General features: G+C 61.8%; 11 protein-coding genes. 4 read left to right on the top strand and 7 right to left on the bottom strand.

Going from position 1 to position 14,591, the window contains the following annotated elements; translation table 11 throughout:
* Window positions 1-43: 43 nt before the first annotated feature.
* The 5 genes from glpD to malT form a co-directional block, all read right to left on the bottom strand.
* Window positions 44-1,552 (bottom strand): glycerol-3-phosphate dehydrogenase, encoded by a 1,509-nt coding sequence (glpD, locus tag IT763_RS21915; RefSeq protein WP_206195006.1) that lies wholly within the window; start codon window positions 1,550-1,552, stop codon window positions 44-46.
* 247 nt (window positions 1,553-1,799) lie between these two features.
* A complete protein-coding gene (locus tag IT763_RS21910; RefSeq protein WP_004930797.1) occupies window positions 1,800-2,558 on the bottom strand; it encodes a DeoR/GlpR family transcriptional regulator in 759 nt (252 codons plus the stop codon).
* Window positions 2,559-2,608: 50 nt separating this feature from the next.
* Window positions 2,609-3,445 (bottom strand): rhomboid family intramembrane serine protease GlpG, encoded by an 837-nt coding sequence (glpG, locus tag IT763_RS21905; protein ID WP_016930391.1) that lies wholly within the window; start codon window positions 3,443-3,445, stop codon window positions 2,609-2,611.
* 171 nt (window positions 3,446-3,616) lie between these two features.
* Complete coding sequence (gene glpE, locus IT763_RS21900) at window positions 3,617-3,943, bottom strand: thiosulfate sulfurtransferase GlpE (protein ID WP_004930790.1); 327 nt, start codon at window positions 3,941-3,943, stop codon at window positions 3,617-3,619.
* A gap of 82 nt (window positions 3,944-4,025) precedes the next feature.
* Window positions 4,026-6,740: an HTH-type transcriptional regulator MalT gene (gene malT, locus IT763_RS21895; RefSeq protein ID WP_164053190.1), complete on the bottom strand. Its 2,715-nt coding sequence runs from the start codon at window positions 6,738-6,740 to the stop codon at window positions 4,026-4,028.
* Window positions 6,741-7,200: 460 nt separating this feature from the next.
* Between malT and malP the strand changes: the two genes are divergently transcribed.
* Both malP and malQ read left to right on the top strand, forming a co-directional pair.
* Window positions 7,201-9,606 carry a maltodextrin phosphorylase gene (gene malP / locus IT763_RS21890; RefSeq protein ID WP_206195005.1) on the top strand — a complete coding sequence of 802 codons (2,406 nt, stop codon included), beginning with the start codon at window positions 7,201-7,203 and terminating at the stop codon, window positions 9,604-9,606.
* 9 nt (window positions 9,607-9,615) lie between these two features.
* Window positions 9,616-11,706, top strand: coding sequence for a 4-alpha-glucanotransferase (gene malQ / locus IT763_RS21885; protein ID WP_206195004.1), 2,091 nt, complete (start codon window positions 9,616-9,618; stop codon window positions 11,704-11,706).
* A 184-nt stretch (window positions 11,707-11,890) separates the two neighbouring features.
* On the opposite strand, the gene nfuA is transcribed toward malQ, so the two are convergent.
* Together nfuA and gntX are read right to left on the bottom strand one after the other, a co-directional pair.
* The gene (gene nfuA, locus IT763_RS21880) at window positions 11,891-12,466 is read right to left on the bottom strand and encodes a Fe-S biogenesis protein NfuA (protein WP_004930777.1); all 576 of its coding nucleotides are present in this window, start codon (window positions 12,464-12,466) and stop codon (window positions 11,891-11,893) included.
* Window positions 12,467-12,524: 58 nt separating this feature from the next.
* A complete protein-coding gene (gntX, locus tag IT763_RS21875) occupies window positions 12,525-13,208 on the bottom strand; it encodes a DNA utilization protein GntX (protein ID WP_028128296.1) in 684 nt (227 codons plus the stop codon).
* 40 nt (window positions 13,209-13,248) lie between these two features.
* On the opposite strand from gntX, the gene bioH reads away from it, so the two are divergent.
* Both bioH and IT763_RS21865 read left to right on the top strand, forming a co-directional pair.
* Window positions 13,249-14,019, top strand: a complete 771-nt coding sequence (gene bioH, locus IT763_RS21870) for a pimeloyl-ACP methyl ester esterase BioH (RefSeq protein WP_206195003.1) — start codon at window positions 13,249-13,251, stop codon at window positions 14,017-14,019.
* Window positions 14,020-14,289: 270 nt separating this feature from the next.
* Window positions 14,290-14,574: a YdgH/BhsA/McbA-like domain containing protein gene (locus IT763_RS21865; RefSeq protein WP_004930765.1), complete on the top strand. Its 285-nt coding sequence runs from the start codon at window positions 14,290-14,292 to the stop codon at window positions 14,572-14,574.
* Window positions 14,575-14,591: the final 17 nt, after the last annotated feature.

Below are 14,591 nucleotides of genomic sequence, written 5' to 3'. Positions count from 1 at the left end.
AGCAAAGGGCCGGATAACCGGCCCTTTGTCGTTACGCTGCAGCTCAGGAAGCCAGAGACAGCGCTTTCGTTTTCGCGTGTTCCGCCAGCCAGGCTTTCACTCGCGCCTGCTGCGCCTCGTCCAGCCACATGCCCAGCTTGGTGCGGCGCCAGATGGCGTCGTCCAGCTCTACGACCCACTCTTTCTCGGTCAGGTAACGCAGCTCGGCTTCATACAGACCGTGGCCGAAATCTTCGCCCAGATCGGCGAGGCCGTTGGCGCCGGCCAGGATCAGCTCGCTCTGGCTGCCGTAGGTGCGGGCATAGCGGCGCGCCAGGGCTTCCGGCAGCCAGCCGTGCGCACGGCGCAGTTTGGCCGCGTAGCCATCGCGATCGCCGTCGATGTCACCGCCCGGCAGCGTGGCGTTTTTGGTCCACGCCGGGCCGCAGCCTGGGTAGTAGTGGGCCAGTTTTTCCATCGCATGTTCGGCCAGCTTGCGGTAGGTGGTCAGCTTGCCGCCGAAGACCGACAGCAGCGGCGCTTTGCCCTGCTCATCGTGCACGTCCAGCGTGTAATCGCGGGTGATCGCCTGCGGTGAATCGGATTCGTCGTCGCACAGCGGACGCACGCCGGAGTAAGTCCAGACGATGTCGTCGCGGCCCAGCTGCTTCTTGAAGTGATCGTTGTACACTTTCAGCAGATAAGCGATTTCGTTCTCGTCGATCTTCACGTCTTTCGGATCGCCTTTGTACTCCACGTCGGTGGTGCCGATGATGGAGAACTCGTCATTCCACGGGATCACGAACACGATGCGGTGGTCTTCGTTCTGCAGAATGTAAGACTGCGGCTGATCGTGCACGCGCGGCACCACGATGTGGCTGCCTTTGATCAGGCGGATGCCGTAAGGCGATTTGAGCTTCAGGCCGTCGTCGAAGAAGTTTTTCACCCACGGGCCGGTGGCGTTCACCAGGCCTTTGGCGCGCCAGGTGAAGGTTTTGCCGCTGTCGATATCGACCGCTTCCACCATCCACAGGCCGTTTTCACGCCATGCGCGGGTCACTTTGGTGCGGGTGCGCACTTCGCCGCCGCGTTTTTCCACTTCCTGCGCGTTCAGCACCACCAGGCGAGCATCGTCGACCCAGCAGTCGGAATATTCGAAACCGCGCTTCAATTCGGGCTTTAGCACCGACTCTGGTCCAAAGCGCAAACCCTTGCTGCCCGGCAGGCTGGTGCGTTTGCCCAGGTGATCGTACAGGAACAGGCCGATACGGATCATCCAGGCCGGACGCAGGTGCGGCTGGTGCGGCAGGCGGAAACGCATCGGGAACGCGATGTGCGGCGCCAGCTTCAGCAGCACTTCACGTTCGGCCAGCGCTTCGCTTACCAGACGGAATTCGTAGTGTTCCAGGTAGCGCAGGCCACCGTGGATCAGTTTGGAACTGGCGGAAGACGTAGCACCGGCCAAGTCTTGCGCTTCCAGTAGCAGTACCGACAGCCCGCGCCCGGCAGCATCCGCCGCGATGCCGGCACCGTTGATGCCGCCACCGATAACGATCAAGTCTTTGGTTTCCACGTCATCTTCCTCCAGATGTTCGAAATAGCTCTTTCATGTTCGTTTTCGCTCATGATTGTAATCAAAAACCAACAGGCAAGCCAAGAGTTAACCAAACAAAAACATTTAGGCGTGATAGAGGTAACAGTTTGGTGATGATAGTCACACAAGCAGTATGGATATGGCGCGGGCGCGCAAACGGCTGTCGATGAGGGGAGCCTGAAGGTATGAAACGGGACGGCGGCGCGCCCCGCAGGTTAAGGCCGAATCAGCACAACTCCAGCTGCACGTCGTACTGTTCGATGATTTTCATCACGCTCGGCGGCGGCAGTTGGTCGGTAAACAGGTAGTCGATCAGGTTCATGTTGCCCAGGTTGACCATGGCGTTGCGGCCGAATTTGGAATGGTCGGTGACCAGCATCACGCAGCGGGAATTTTCGATAATCGCGCGTTTGGTGCGCACTTCGTGATAGTCGAATTCGAGCAGCGAGCCGTCCATATCGATGCCGCTGATGCCGAGAATGCCGTAATCGAGACGGAATTGGGAGATGAAGTCCAGGGTGGCTTCGCCCATGATGCCGCCGTCGCGTGTGCGCACTTCGCCGCCGGCCAGGATCAGGCGGAAGTCTTCCTTGGCGGTCAACAGGGTGGCGACGTTAAGGTTGTTGGTGACCACGCGCAGGTTCTTGTGGTTCATCAGCGCATGGGCCACCGCTTCCGGCGTGGTGCCGATATCGATGAACAGCGTGGCGCCGTCCGGGATCTGGCTGGCGACGCGCTGCGCGATGCGGGCCTTCTCTTCCGACCACATCACCTTGCGATCGTTATAGGCAGCGTTGACCGAGCTGGAAGGCAGCGCCGCGCCGCCGTGGTGACGCTGGATCTTGTTCTGGTCGGCCAGGTCATTCAAATCGCGGCGAATCGTTTGCGGGCTGACGTCAAAATGTTCGACCAGCTCTTCCGTGCTGACGTAACCCTGCAGGCGCACCAGCTCGATAATTGCGTCATGACGCTGTGTTTGCTTCACGATAATCCCCTAAAACGCCCGCTATGCCCGCTGGACATAGCTCTCGGCTGTTATTGTTCGTTGTGTGCGCGATGACGCGTATCCCAAAATGCCATCAATAACCCTAACACTAAACCGGCTACGTGTGCCGCGTTGGCGATCGACATTCCTAAAATATCGAAATATCCGGCCACCAGCCACAACACCGAGAACACCATCAGGCCGCGCGGCAGCATCAGGCCGCGCTCCGGCGCCCGTTCGCCCGACAGCCACACATAGCCCATCAGCGCATAGACCACGCCCGACAGCCCGCCAAACAGCGCGCCGCTGAACAGCGATTGCGCCCAGCCGCTGAAGAAGGCCGACACCACCGCCAGCACGAACAGCTTGCCGGCGCCGAGGCGTTTTTCCATCTGGCCGCCGAGATACCACCACCACATCAGGTTAAACAGGATATGCAGCAGGGAGAAATGCAGGAACGCATGGCTGATCCAGCGCCACAGCTGGGTGTATTGGCTGCTGTCCTGCGGCCAGGAGAGCCAATACATCACGGTATCGTCGCCGAGCGCCTGCATCAGAATATAGACCGCGATGCACAGCACCATCACGCCGAGCGTCAGCGGACCGGCCTTGCTGCGCAGGGTGTGCAGGTAGGATTCGCTCTGATAATGCAGGCCGGCGTCGGTATGGCCGGTCTGCCAGCTGGCGGCCTGATAACGGCGGTTGAGCGGATCGGCCAGAAACTGCTGCAGCTCGTGTTGCACCTGCTCGAGGTGACCGTCGTCGGCCAGCCAGATTTCCGCCGCCTCGCCGCTGTTGCGCAGCTCAAGCCGGATGCCCTGGGTCGCCATATAGTCGACAAAGGCCAGCGCCAGGCGCGGGTTGGATATGGCGATTACTCTAACCATTGCTCTTCCGTCGTAAGTGAATGATTTTGGCCGCGGCTTGCTCGCCGGCGACCCTGACGGCCGATTATAACGTCGAAATCCTGAGCGCTGGCAAACGGATCTGCGAAAAACCCGCGAAAACGCGCATAAAAATGAAGGGGAAGCCCGCCGACGCGCGGCGGGCGGCGGGGATCAGGCAGAGGTTTCCACGTCTTGCGGATACTGGCGGGCCCAGGCCTCGAAACCGCCGTCGATGCTGTAGACCGCGTCGAACCCCTGGTGCAGCAGGTACTGCGCCGCGCTGCGGCTGCTGTTGCCGTGGTAGCACATCACCATCACCGGCCGCTCGAAGTCGTTTTGCTGCATAAAGGCCGACAGGGTGGCGTTGGTGAGGTGAAAGGCGCCCGGCGTATGCCCGGCTTCAAAACTTTGCGGATCGCGGATGTCGACCAGGGCGGCGCTGCCCTCTTTCCAGCGGGTGTACGCCTGCTCAACGTTGATCGCTTCGAACTGTTCCATACTGCTGACTGCCTCGTAATAGGGGGACGCCGCTATTGTAACCAACTCTGCGGCGTTTAAGACCAGAGGGACATCAGGGTTTTTACGCGCCGTAGCCCATCATCTTCAGCAGTTGCTGCGCCTGCTGCACCGCCTCCTGGCGATGGGCCACGCCCAGTTTCTGATACAGGTTGCGGATGTGCGTCTTGATGGTGGTGGCCGCCACGTCCAGCTCGCCGGCGATCTGGTCGTTGCTGTAACCGGAATAGATCAGCCCCAGCACCTGCCATTCGCGTTGGGTGAGCGGGCTGGTGCGGATCAGTTCCGGCACCTGCGGGTGGGTCAGCAGCTTATCGACGAAGTTCTCGTCGAAATGCGCGAACTTGTGCCGATGATGCTGGTTGATGTCGCGCAGGATACGCTGGGCGCGATGCTGCTCCAGCTCCGGCAGCGTGTTGAGCTGGAGCAGCTGACGCAGCTGTTGCGCCATCGCTTCGCCTTCGATGACGAAGTGGCTGATAAAGCCGGTGCGGTTAGCCAGCGACAGCGCTTCGATCAGCGCCTGCTGCGCTTCGCCCTTGCGCTCCAGCAGCCAGTAGAGCTGGTTGCTGAGCAGCAGGTTGCGGTTGAGATCGCTCACCAGCCGCAGGCGACGAGCGTTTTCGTTCAGTTCATCCAGCACCACGCCGGCCTCTTCATACTGGCCGAGCAGGATTTGCACCCGCGCGATGTTGCGCCATTGGCCCTGCGTGAAGTGGTTGTCCGCCATGCCGGGTTTTTCGGTGTGGCGCAGCCACTGGGCGGCGGCGGCGGTGTCGCCGGTCATCTGCCAGTGGATCACCCGCGACTTGTCGGTGTTGGTCAGCCAGTCGCGATGATAGTGGGCGCCGTGCAGCAGGGTTTCGCAGCGCTGCAGATGGGTATTGGCGTTGTCCAGATCGCCGCGCGCCAGCGAGCATTTGGCCAACATGGCGATGCACTGCAGCTGCTGCTGCGGTTGGTAGTTGGCCAGAATTTTCAGCCCGGCGCGCGCCGCGTCTTCCGCTTCGTCCAACCGTGACCATGACCACAGGATCTGGGCGCGGATGCGCAGCAGAAATTCGTGCATCGGCAGCTGTTCCAGGTGCTGCTCGCGGATCAGTTCGAACGCCTTATCCTGGGTTTCGTAAGCGGCCTGCAGGAAGCCTTGGGCGATAAGGATTTCACTCTGCTGCAGCAGCGCCCAGAGCGCGTAATGGTTGGCCTGATGACGACGCGCCATCTGCTCGGTCTGCTGCATCATCGGCAGCGCGCGCGCCAGTTCGCCCTTGCAGTGGTGCACTTCGCCGGTTACCGAGGTGGCGACGATGCGGCTGTAGTAGCTGGACAGCGGCAGGAATTTCAACGCTTCGGTCGCCAGCCGCTCGGCTTCTTCCGGTTTGCCGGCGTTGATCGCCACCTGGGCGCGCAAGGCGTCGAACTCGGCGTGCAGCGTTTGGTCTATCTCGATTTTCTGCTCGCGCATGGTGCGCTCGGCGCGCTCCAGCAGGGTGTTGACCTCGCCGTAGCGGTGCTGGCTCTGCGCCAGCCAGGCCTGCAGCAGCGCCAGTTTGGGGTTTTGGATCAGGCGCTCATAGGGCAGCGCGTTGAGGCACTCCTCCAGCAAGGCCAGTTCGCTGTGGTGGAACAGCGACCAGGCGTGTTGCAGCAGGATATCGCGCAGCATGCTGACGTCGCTGGCCGCCAACGCGTGGTGAATGGCCTCCGCCGGATACCCCAGCGCCAGCCAGCCCTCGGCGGCGGCGCGATGCAGCCCCGGCAGCTCCAGCGCCAGTTCCCACTGGCAACGCTGGCGCAGGAAAGAGGCGAACAGCGGATGGAAGTTGAACCATTCGCCGGTGTCGTCCATGCGGTGGATAAACAGCCCCTGGCGTTCCAGTTCCTCCAGCCGTTGCTGGCCGTTGTCTTCGCCGGTCAGCCGCACGATCAGCGCGTCGTTCATTGAGCGCAGCACCGAACAGCGCAGCAGGAAGGCGCGCGCATCGGCATCGACGTGGTCCAGCACTTCGTCCACCAGATAGTCGGACAGGTGACTGGCGTTCAGCCCCGCCAGCCGTTTGGCCGACAGCTGAGCCGAGGAGGCGGATTGGCGGGCCGACAGCGCGATCAGCTGCAGCGCGGTGGCCCAGCCTTCGACTTCGTCGCACAGGCGGCTGCTGTCCTGCTGTTCCATTGGCGCCGCCAGACGGCAATCGAAGAACTGTTTGGCCTCCTGGTGGGTGAACGCCAGCTGCTGCGTGCCCATTTCCAACAGCTGATCGCGCACCCGCAGGTTGGCGATGCCGAGCGGCGGCAAGGTGCGCGAGAGCAGGATCAGCGTCAGGTTTTCCGGCTGATGGCGCAGGAAAAAGCGCATGGCTTCGTGAATGGCGTCGTTGGTGATCAGGTGATAGTCGTCGATCACCAGGTACAGCGGTTGATGCCAGTCGGCCAGCTCGATAAACAGTTGGGCGAACAGCGCCGACAGGCTGGCGTACTGGTGTTTCTGGCTCAGCGCCTCGCTCTTGACGCAGCGGCCGCCGCTGGCCTGCTGCAGCGCGGCGATCAGGTAGCTGGCGAAGCGCTCCGGCTGGTTGTCGCTCTCATCCAGGGAATACCAGCCCAGATCGGCCTTGCCGGCCGCCCATTGGGCGATCAGCGTGGTTTTCCCGTATCCCGCCGGGCAATTGACCAGTGTCAGACGATAGTTGCCCGCGCTGGCCAGTTTGGCCAGCAGGCGATCGCGGATCACGGTATTTTGCAGCCGTACCGGGCGGCTCAGTTTTGATGGGATCAGCATAGTATTCCAGGGTATAAATCGCGGTTCCCGCCGGGATTGGTGTGGCGCTAATTATTTTATGGTTCGTAATTAATAGCTCCCCCTAACTTCTGCCAACCCTAAACGTATTGCAACAAGCTTCCGCATCGGCTTGGAGTTAAGTTGCTATCGATCACACTTTTTTACGTTTGGCGTCGGAGTACGGCGATACGGTGGCGGATCGCATTTCCGGCCATGGACAAAACTTCAGCAGCGCGAATACTTGTGCTAACGTCAGGGTTAACGTTCTCAGTGCTCGCCGCACGCGTTGGCGGGCTTTTTTGCATCGTTGCAAGGGAGTCAAACAGTGCCTGAGATCACAATTCCAGCTACGCCCCAATCCTCCTCCCCAGCTAATCCCCAGGCGGGATGATGCCGTCAGGCTTTCTCACCGGCACGATAGCGGCAATTTGACCCACTTACTGGATAGAGAGTTTTCCTTATGTCACAGCCTACGCTCAAGAAGGATGCTTTTCTGGCGGCGCTCGCCCGTCAGTGGCAACGGTTCGGCCTCAGTTCCGCGCAGCAAATGACGCAACATCAATGGTGGGAGGCCGTCAGTGCGGCGCTGGCCGAGCAACTGGCCGCACAGCCGGCGCCGCGCAAAAGCGCCAAACCGCTGCGCCACGTAAACTACATCTCGATGGAGTTTCTGATCGGCCGGCTGACGGCGAACAACCTGATCAACCTGGGCTGGTACGACACCGTCGAGCAGGCGCTGGCCGAGCAGAACGTCAAGTTGGCGGATCTGCTGGAGCAGGAAACCGATCCGGCGCTGGGCAACGGCGGGTTGGGGCGGCTGGCGGCCTGTTTCCTCGACTCGATGGCGACGGTGGAACAACCGGCCACCGGCTATGGGCTGAATTACCAGTACGGGCTGTTCCGCCAGTCGTTCCGCGAAGGGCAACAGCAAGAGGCGCCGGATAACTGGCAGCGCGAGAGCTACCCGTGGTTCCGCCACAACGCCGCGCTGGCGGTGGACGTGGGCATCGGCGGCAAGCTGGAAAAGCAGGCCGACGGCCGCGAACTGTGGCGCCCCGCCTTCACCCTGCGCGGCGAAGCCTGGGATCTGCCGGTGCTGGGGTATCGCAACGGCGTGGCGCCGCCGCTGCGCCTGTGGCAGGCGACCCATCAGCATCCGTTCAACCTGAGCGATTTCAACGACGGCAAATTCCTGCAGGCGGAGAAGCAGGGCGTAGAAGCCGACAAGCTGACCAAGGTGCTCTACCCGAACGACAACCATCAGGCCGGCAAGCGCCTGCGCCTGATGCAGCAGTATTTCCAGTGCGCCTGCTCGGTGGCGGACATTTTGCGCAAGCACCATCAGGCCGGCCGCAAGATTGAAGAGCTGCCGAAGTACGAAGTGATCCAACTGAACGACACCCACCCGACCATCGCCATTCCGGAAATGCTGCGCATTCTGCTGGACGAACACCAGCTGGAGTGGGAGGCGGCCTGGGCGATCACCAGCAACACCTTCGCCTATACCAACCACACCCTGATGCCGGAAGCGCTGGAATGCTGGGATGAAAAATTGGTGCGCAGCCTGCTGCCGCGCCATTTCTCCATCATCAAACAAATCAACGCCAGGTTTAAAAAATTGGTGGATAAGCATTGGCCGGGCGACGAGGCGGTGTGGGCCAAACTGGCGGTGCACCACAACAAGCAGGTGCGCATGGCCAACCTGTGCGTGGTCAGCGGCTTTGCGGTCAACGGCGTAGCGCAGCTGCACTCGGATCTGGTGGTGAAAGATCTGTTCCCGGAATATCACCAGCTGTGGCCGAACAAATTCCATAACGTCACTAACGGCATCACGCCGCGCCGCTGGCTGAAACAGTGCAACCCGGCGCTGTCGGGCCTGATCGACGAGACGCTGAAGGTGGAGTGGGCGAGCGATCTCGACGCGCTGCGCGGGCTGGAAAAATTCGCCGACGACGCGGCGTTCCGCCAGCGTTATCAGCAGATCAAACGCGACAACAAGGTGGCGCTGGCCCATTACGTGCACGGCGTGATGGGGTTGACGCTCGACCCGGACGCGATCTTCGACGTGCAGATCAAACGCCTGCATGAATACAAACGTCAGCACCTGAACCTGCTGCACATCCTGTCGCTGTATCGCCAGCTGCGCGACAACCCCAACCTGGACATCGTGCCGCGCGTCTTCCTGTTCGGCGCCAAGGCGGCGCCGGGCTACTACCTGGCGAAGAACATCATCTACGCCATCAATCAGGCGGCCGAGAAGATCAACAACGATCCGTTGGTGAAAGATCGCCTGAAAGTGGCGTTCATCCCTGACTACCGCGTCTCGGTGGCCGAACTGATGATCCCGGCGGCGGATATCTCCGAACAGATCTCCACCGCCGGCAAAGAGGCCTCCGGCACCGGCAACATGAAGCTGGCGTTGAACGGCGCGCTGACGGTCGGCACGCTGGACGGCGCCAACGTCGAAATTGCCGAGCAGGTGGGCGAAGACAATATCTTTATCTTCGGCAATACCGTGGAGCAGGTGAAGGCGATAGTGGCGAAGGGTTACGATCCGCTCAGCTACCGCAAGAAAGACAAGCACCTGAAGGCGATTCTGGACGAGCTGGCGAGCGGCGCCTTCAGCCACGGCGATAAGCACGCGTTCGACATGATGCTGCACAGCCTGCTGGAAGGCGGCGATCCCTACCTGGTGCTGGCGGACTTTGCCTCGTACTGCCAGGCGCAGCGCCGGGTCGATGAACTGTATCGCGATCGGGACGAGTGGACGCGGCGGTCTATCCTTAACACCGCGCGCGTCGGCATGTTCAGCTCGGATCGCTCGATCCGCGATTATCAGCAGCGCATCTGGCAAGCCAAACGTTAAGGAGAGCGAATGGATCGCAAGCGTATCGATCAGGCGGCAGCGCAGGCGGGGATCGCTGCCGATTTCATCAATGCCCACGGCAAGCGGCAGGCGATTGAACCGGAGACCAAGCGCAAGCTGTTGGCGGCCATGAATCGGGCCGATGCCGCGCAGGAAGACGCGGCGTCGCCGTTACCGGCGGTCAAGGTGTTCTATCAGGGCGCGCCGCTGGCGTTGACCCCGGCGGGTGAAGGCGAGTACCTGTGGGCGCTGCAGCGTGAAGACGGCGAATGCCTGCAGGGGCGCGTCGGCGCGCGCAAGACCCTGACGTTGCCCGGCGATTTGCCGGCGGGCTACCATCAATTGACGCTGAGCCAGGGCGTGCGGCAGTGGTCATGCCGCGTGATCGTCGCGCCGAGGCGCTGCTTCGAGCCGGACGCCTTGCTGACCGGCAAGAAACTGTGGGGCGCCTGCGTTCAGCTGTATACGCTGCGTTCCGATCGCAACTGGGGCATCGGCGATTTCGGCGATCTGCGCCTGATGGTGGAGCAGGTGGGGGAACGCGGCGGTGCCTTCGTCGGCCTCAATCCGATCCATGCGCTGTATCCGGCCAACCCGGAGAGCGCCAGCCCCTACAGCCCCTCGTCGCGCCGCTGGCTGAATCTGGCGTATATCGACGTCAACGCGGTGGAGGATTTCCAGCGCAGCGACGCGGCGCAGCGCTGGTGGCAGAAGCCGGCGACGCAGAAGCAGCTGGCCAGGGCGCGCGCCGCGGAGTGGGTGGATTACACCGCCGTGATGCAGCTGAAGCTGGCGGCGCTGAAGCTGGCGTTCCCGCTGTTTCAGGCGCGCCAGCCGAACGACGTGCAGCGTCAGGCGTTCGAGCTGTTTGTGGCTGAGGGCGGCGACAGCCTGTATCAGCAGGCGGCGTTTGATGCGCTGCACGCCCATCTGGCGGCCAAAGACGCCAGCCAGTGGGGCTGGCCGGCCTGGCCCGAACGTTATCGGCAGGGGCAGAGCGAAGCGGTGCGGCAGTTCTGCGCTGAACATCAGGACGCGGTTCGCTTTTATCTGTGGCTGCAATGGCTGGCGGGCACGCAGTTCGCGCAGTGTTTTGACCAGAGTCAACAGCAGCAGATGCCGATTGGCCTGTATCGCGATCTGGCGGTCGGGGTGGCGGAAGGCGGGGCGGAAACCTGGTGTGACCGTGAGCTGTACTGCCTAAAAGCGTCGGTCGGGGCGCCGCCGGATATTCTGGGGCCGCTGGGGCAAAACTGGGGCCTGCCGCCGATGGATCCGCACGTGATGGCGGCGCGCGGGTATCAGCCGTTCATCGATCTTTTGCGCGCCAACATGACCAGCTGCGGCGCGCTGCGCATCGATCACGTCATGGCGCTGTTGCGGCTGTGGTGGATCCCGTATGGCGAAACCGCCGATCGCGGCGCCTACGTCAAATACCCGGTGGACGATCTGCTGGCGGTGCTGGCGCTGGAAAGCCAGCGCCACCGCTGCATGGTGATCGGTGAGGATCTCGGCACGGTGCCGGTGGAAATCGTCGGCAAGCTGCGCGACAGCGGCGTCTATTCCTACAAAGTGCTCTATTTCGAAAGCGACGGCGAACACCATTTCCGCGCGCCGCAGGCCTATCCGGTGCAGGCGATGGCGACCATCACCACCCACGATCTGCCGACGCTGCGCGGCTACTGGCAAAGCGACGACCTGACGCTCGGCAACCGGCTGGGTCTTTACCCGGACGCGGAAATCCTGCGGGCGCTGTTCGCCGATCGGGAACGCGCCAAGCAGGGATTGCTGGACGGATTGCATCGCTATGGCTGCGTGCCGCAGAAGGTGGGCAAGAAGGCGGCGCTGCTCGGCATGAGCCCGCTGCTCAACCGCGGCCTGCAGCGTTATGTCGCCGACAGCGCCAGCGCCTTGCTCGGCCTGCAGCCGGAAGACTGGCTGGATATGGCGGATCCGGTCAACATTCCCGGCACCAGCGATCAGTACCCTAACTGGCGGCGCAAGCTGACCCGGACGCTGGAGGAGATGTTCGCCGACCCGCGGATAAACCGGCTGCTGAAGGATTTGGACAAGCGCCGACGCAAGGTGTCGGTGGGGTGACGATGAGGTGTCGTTGTATTAGGTCAAAGGACGAGAACTTTAGTCCCATCCAAATGACGGATACCCGAATTAATTGGAGTTGCAGCTAGGCGGCAAGTGCGTAAATCCCCAGGAGCTTACTTAAGTAAGTGACTGGGGTGTGCGCATGCGGCCAACAACGCTGCAACTTCAAGTAAGAAGGGTATCAGTAGTAGGAGTGCTCGCCGCGCTGGTGCTCGGTCAGGTCACGCACGCCCTTCAGCTCCGGGAATTTCTGCAGCAGCTCTTTCTCGATGCCTTCTTTCAGCGTGACGTCGACCATCGAACAGCCGTTGCAACCGCCGCCGAACTGCAGAATAGCCATGTTGTCGTCGGTGATCTCCATCAGCGTTACGCGGCCGCCGTGGCCCGCCAGCTGTGGGTTGATCTGCGACTGCAGCACGTACTCCACGCGCTCCATCAGCGGCGCGTCGTCATCGACCTTGCGCATCTTGGCGTTCGGCGCCTTCAGCGTCAGCTGAGAACCCAGCTGGTCGGTCACGAAGTCGATTTCGGCGTCTTCCAGATACGGCGCGCTCAGCTCATCGACATAGGCGGACAGTTTGTCGAACTTCAGTTCGGTATCCGTCGCTTCTACCGCGTCCGGCGGGCAATAAGAGACACCGCATTCGGCCGTCGGCGTGCCCGGGTTGATCACGAATACGCGGATTTGGGTGCCTTCTTCTTGATTTGCCAGCAGTTTGGCAAAGTGTTCCTGTGCAGCATCTGTTATACGGATCATAGCATTAGCTCAATAGTTGACTTCTATAGTCGGTTATAATACGCCCATTGCCGTGGCACTACAACGTGCGGCAAACGCACCATATCTGCACCGAGGCGGCGCCTTGCCGCCGCAGCAGCGCCGCGATCGCCGCGACGGTGCTGCCGGTGGTCACCACGTCATCCACCAAGGCGATATGCCGGCCGGCGACCGGCACGGTACAGGCGAACGCGCGCTGCAGATTGCGTCTGCGGGCAGAGGCGCTCAGCCGCTGTTGCAGGGCGGTTTTGCGCACCCGGCGCAAGGCGGCGGGCTGATAGGCGCAGCCCAGCCAGCGCGCCAGCGGCCGCGCCAGCAGATCGCTCTGGTTATAGCCACGGCGCCAGCAGCGTGATGCATGCAAGGGTACCGCTAAAATCAGGTCGGGTCTGTTCAGATACTGCTCTCTGCGCGCCTGCTGCCACCGCAACAGCATCAGGCGCGCCAGCGTCGGCGCGAGCTCGGGCGCGCGGTGGAACTTGAACCTTTTTACCAGTTGGCTGAGGGGCGCAGCGTAGTCGCCGACGAACACCAGCCGTTGCCAGGGCGGCGGCCGTTGCAGGCAGCGGCCGCAGGGCGTTCGCGCCTTCCCGGCGGGCAATCCGCAGCGCGGGCAACACGGCGGGTGGGCCGGCAGATGGCGCAGGCAGCAACTGCAGATGCCATGACGCATCAGGCTCAACGGTTGTCGGCATAGCCAACAGCGGCTGCGGATTGATAGCATAGCGTCTCCGAGACGGGTAAGCATGAAAGGACAATAACCAATGACAGCGCTGTACTGGCAAACAATAGGCGAAGGCGAACGCGATCTTGTGCTGCTGCACGGCTGGGGATTGAACGCCGAAGTGTGGCGTTGCATTCAGGCGCGGCTGACGCCGCATTTTCGCCTGCACCTGGTCGATCTGCCGGGGTACGGCCGCAGCCAGGGGTTCGGCGCCCTGTCGCTGGAGCAGATGACGGAAATCGTGCTGGCGGCTGCCCCGCCGCAGGCCTGGTGGCTCGGCTGGTCGCTCGGCGGACTGGTGGCCAGCCAGGCGGCGCTGATGCAGCCGCAGCGGGTCAGCGGGCTCATCACCGTGGCCTCTTCGCCGTGCTTTGCCGCCCGCGATGCGTGGCCGGGGATCCGTCCGGATGTGCTGAGCGGTTTCCAGCACCAGCTAAGCCTGGATTTCCAGCGCACCGTCGAGCGTTTTCTGGCGCTGCAGACGCTGGGCACCGAGAGCGCGCGTCAGGATGCGCGCCAGCTGAAAGCGGTAGTGCTCAACCAACCGACGCCGAGCGTCGAGGTACTGAACGGCGGGCTGGAGATCCTGCGCACCGCCGATCTGCGCGCGCCGCTGGCGGAGTTGAATCTGCCGCTGCTGCGGATCTACGGCTATCTGGACGGGCTGGTGCCGCGCAAGGTCGCCGAGCTGCTCAACGCCGCCTGGCCGAACTCCACGTCGCAGATCGTGGCCAAAGCCGCCCATGCGCCGTTTATCTCTCATCCCGATGAATTTGTGACGATGATCGAAGCGTTTATTGCAGCACATTGAATGCAGCGGGAAAACGCACGATAGAGCGCGAAAAAAAACGCCGCCGGGTGGATAAAAGACAAAGCTGTTCAATACTTAGTGAGTCAATGCGTTGGCTGCAAAATGAAAAGACCGCGTGCGGCGATTTTCATTTTGGCGTTTCGTCTCTGGGAAACAGGCCCCGTCAGGGAAAGCAACGAGGCCTGTGGATGTCGCGGCAGCCTGCGGTACTACGCATGGATCCTGGACGGCTTTCATAACAGATAAATTATCCATTGAGAGGTTAGTGTCATGAAATCATTGAAGATGATTATTGCAGCGGCAGTGCTGGGTTCGGTGTCTTTCGGCTCCATGGCGGCAACCCTGCTGACCAAGGAAGATCTGGATAAGAATCCGGGTAAATACGAGAAGATCGGCACCGTCACCACGACGGCGGAAACCACGTCACCGATGGACGCCAAGGAAGAGCTGTCCAAACTGGCGGACGAAAAGGGCGGTCAATACTACGTGATCCTGGCGGGCCGCGAACACGGTAAATTCAGCGCCATCGCCGAAGTTTACAAAGACAAGCAATAAGCCTTGAACGGCAAGGG

The sequence above is a fragment of the Serratia sp. CMO1 genome, from assembly GCF_015689115.1.
GTDB classification, from domain to species: Bacteria; Pseudomonadota; Gammaproteobacteria; order Enterobacterales; family Enterobacteriaceae; genus Serratia; species Serratia marcescens.
Note: the sequence above shows the minus strand (reverse complement) of the source record. Positions and strands in the feature narration are given on the sequence as shown.

What these genes read in the sequence shown, in the direction of transcription:
- glpG (WP_016930391.1), bottom strand. Translation starts at nt 3,445, where the DNA reads ATGGTTAGAGTAATCGCCATATCCAACCCGCGCCTGGCGCTGGCCTTT.
- glpE (WP_004930790.1), bottom strand. Translation starts at nt 3,943, where the DNA reads ATGGAACAGTTCGAAGCGATCAACGTTGAGCAGGCGTACACCCGCTGG.
- malT (WP_164053190.1), bottom strand. Translation starts at nt 6,740, where the DNA reads ATGCTGATCCCATCAAAACTGAGCCGCCCGGTACGGCTGCAAAATACC.
- malP (WP_206195005.1), top strand. Translation starts at nt 7,201, where the DNA reads ATGTCACAGCCTACGCTCAAGAAGGATGCTTTTCTGGCGGCGCTCGCC.
- malQ (WP_206195004.1), top strand. Translation starts at nt 9,616, where the DNA reads ATGGATCGCAAGCGTATCGATCAGGCGGCAGCGCAGGCGGGGATCGCT.
- nfuA (WP_004930777.1), bottom strand. Translation starts at nt 12,466, where the DNA reads ATGATCCGTATAACAGATGCTGCACAGGAACACTTTGCCAAACTGCTG.
- gntX (WP_028128296.1), bottom strand. Translation starts at nt 13,208, where the DNA reads ATGCTATCAATCCGCAGCCGCTGTTGGCTATGCCGACAACCGTTGAGC.
- bioH (WP_206195003.1), top strand. Translation starts at nt 13,249, where the DNA reads ATGACAGCGCTGTACTGGCAAACAATAGGCGAAGGCGAACGCGATCTT.
- IT763_RS21865 (WP_004930765.1), top strand. Translation starts at nt 14,290, where the DNA reads ATGAAATCATTGAAGATGATTATTGCAGCGGCAGTGCTGGGTTCGGTG.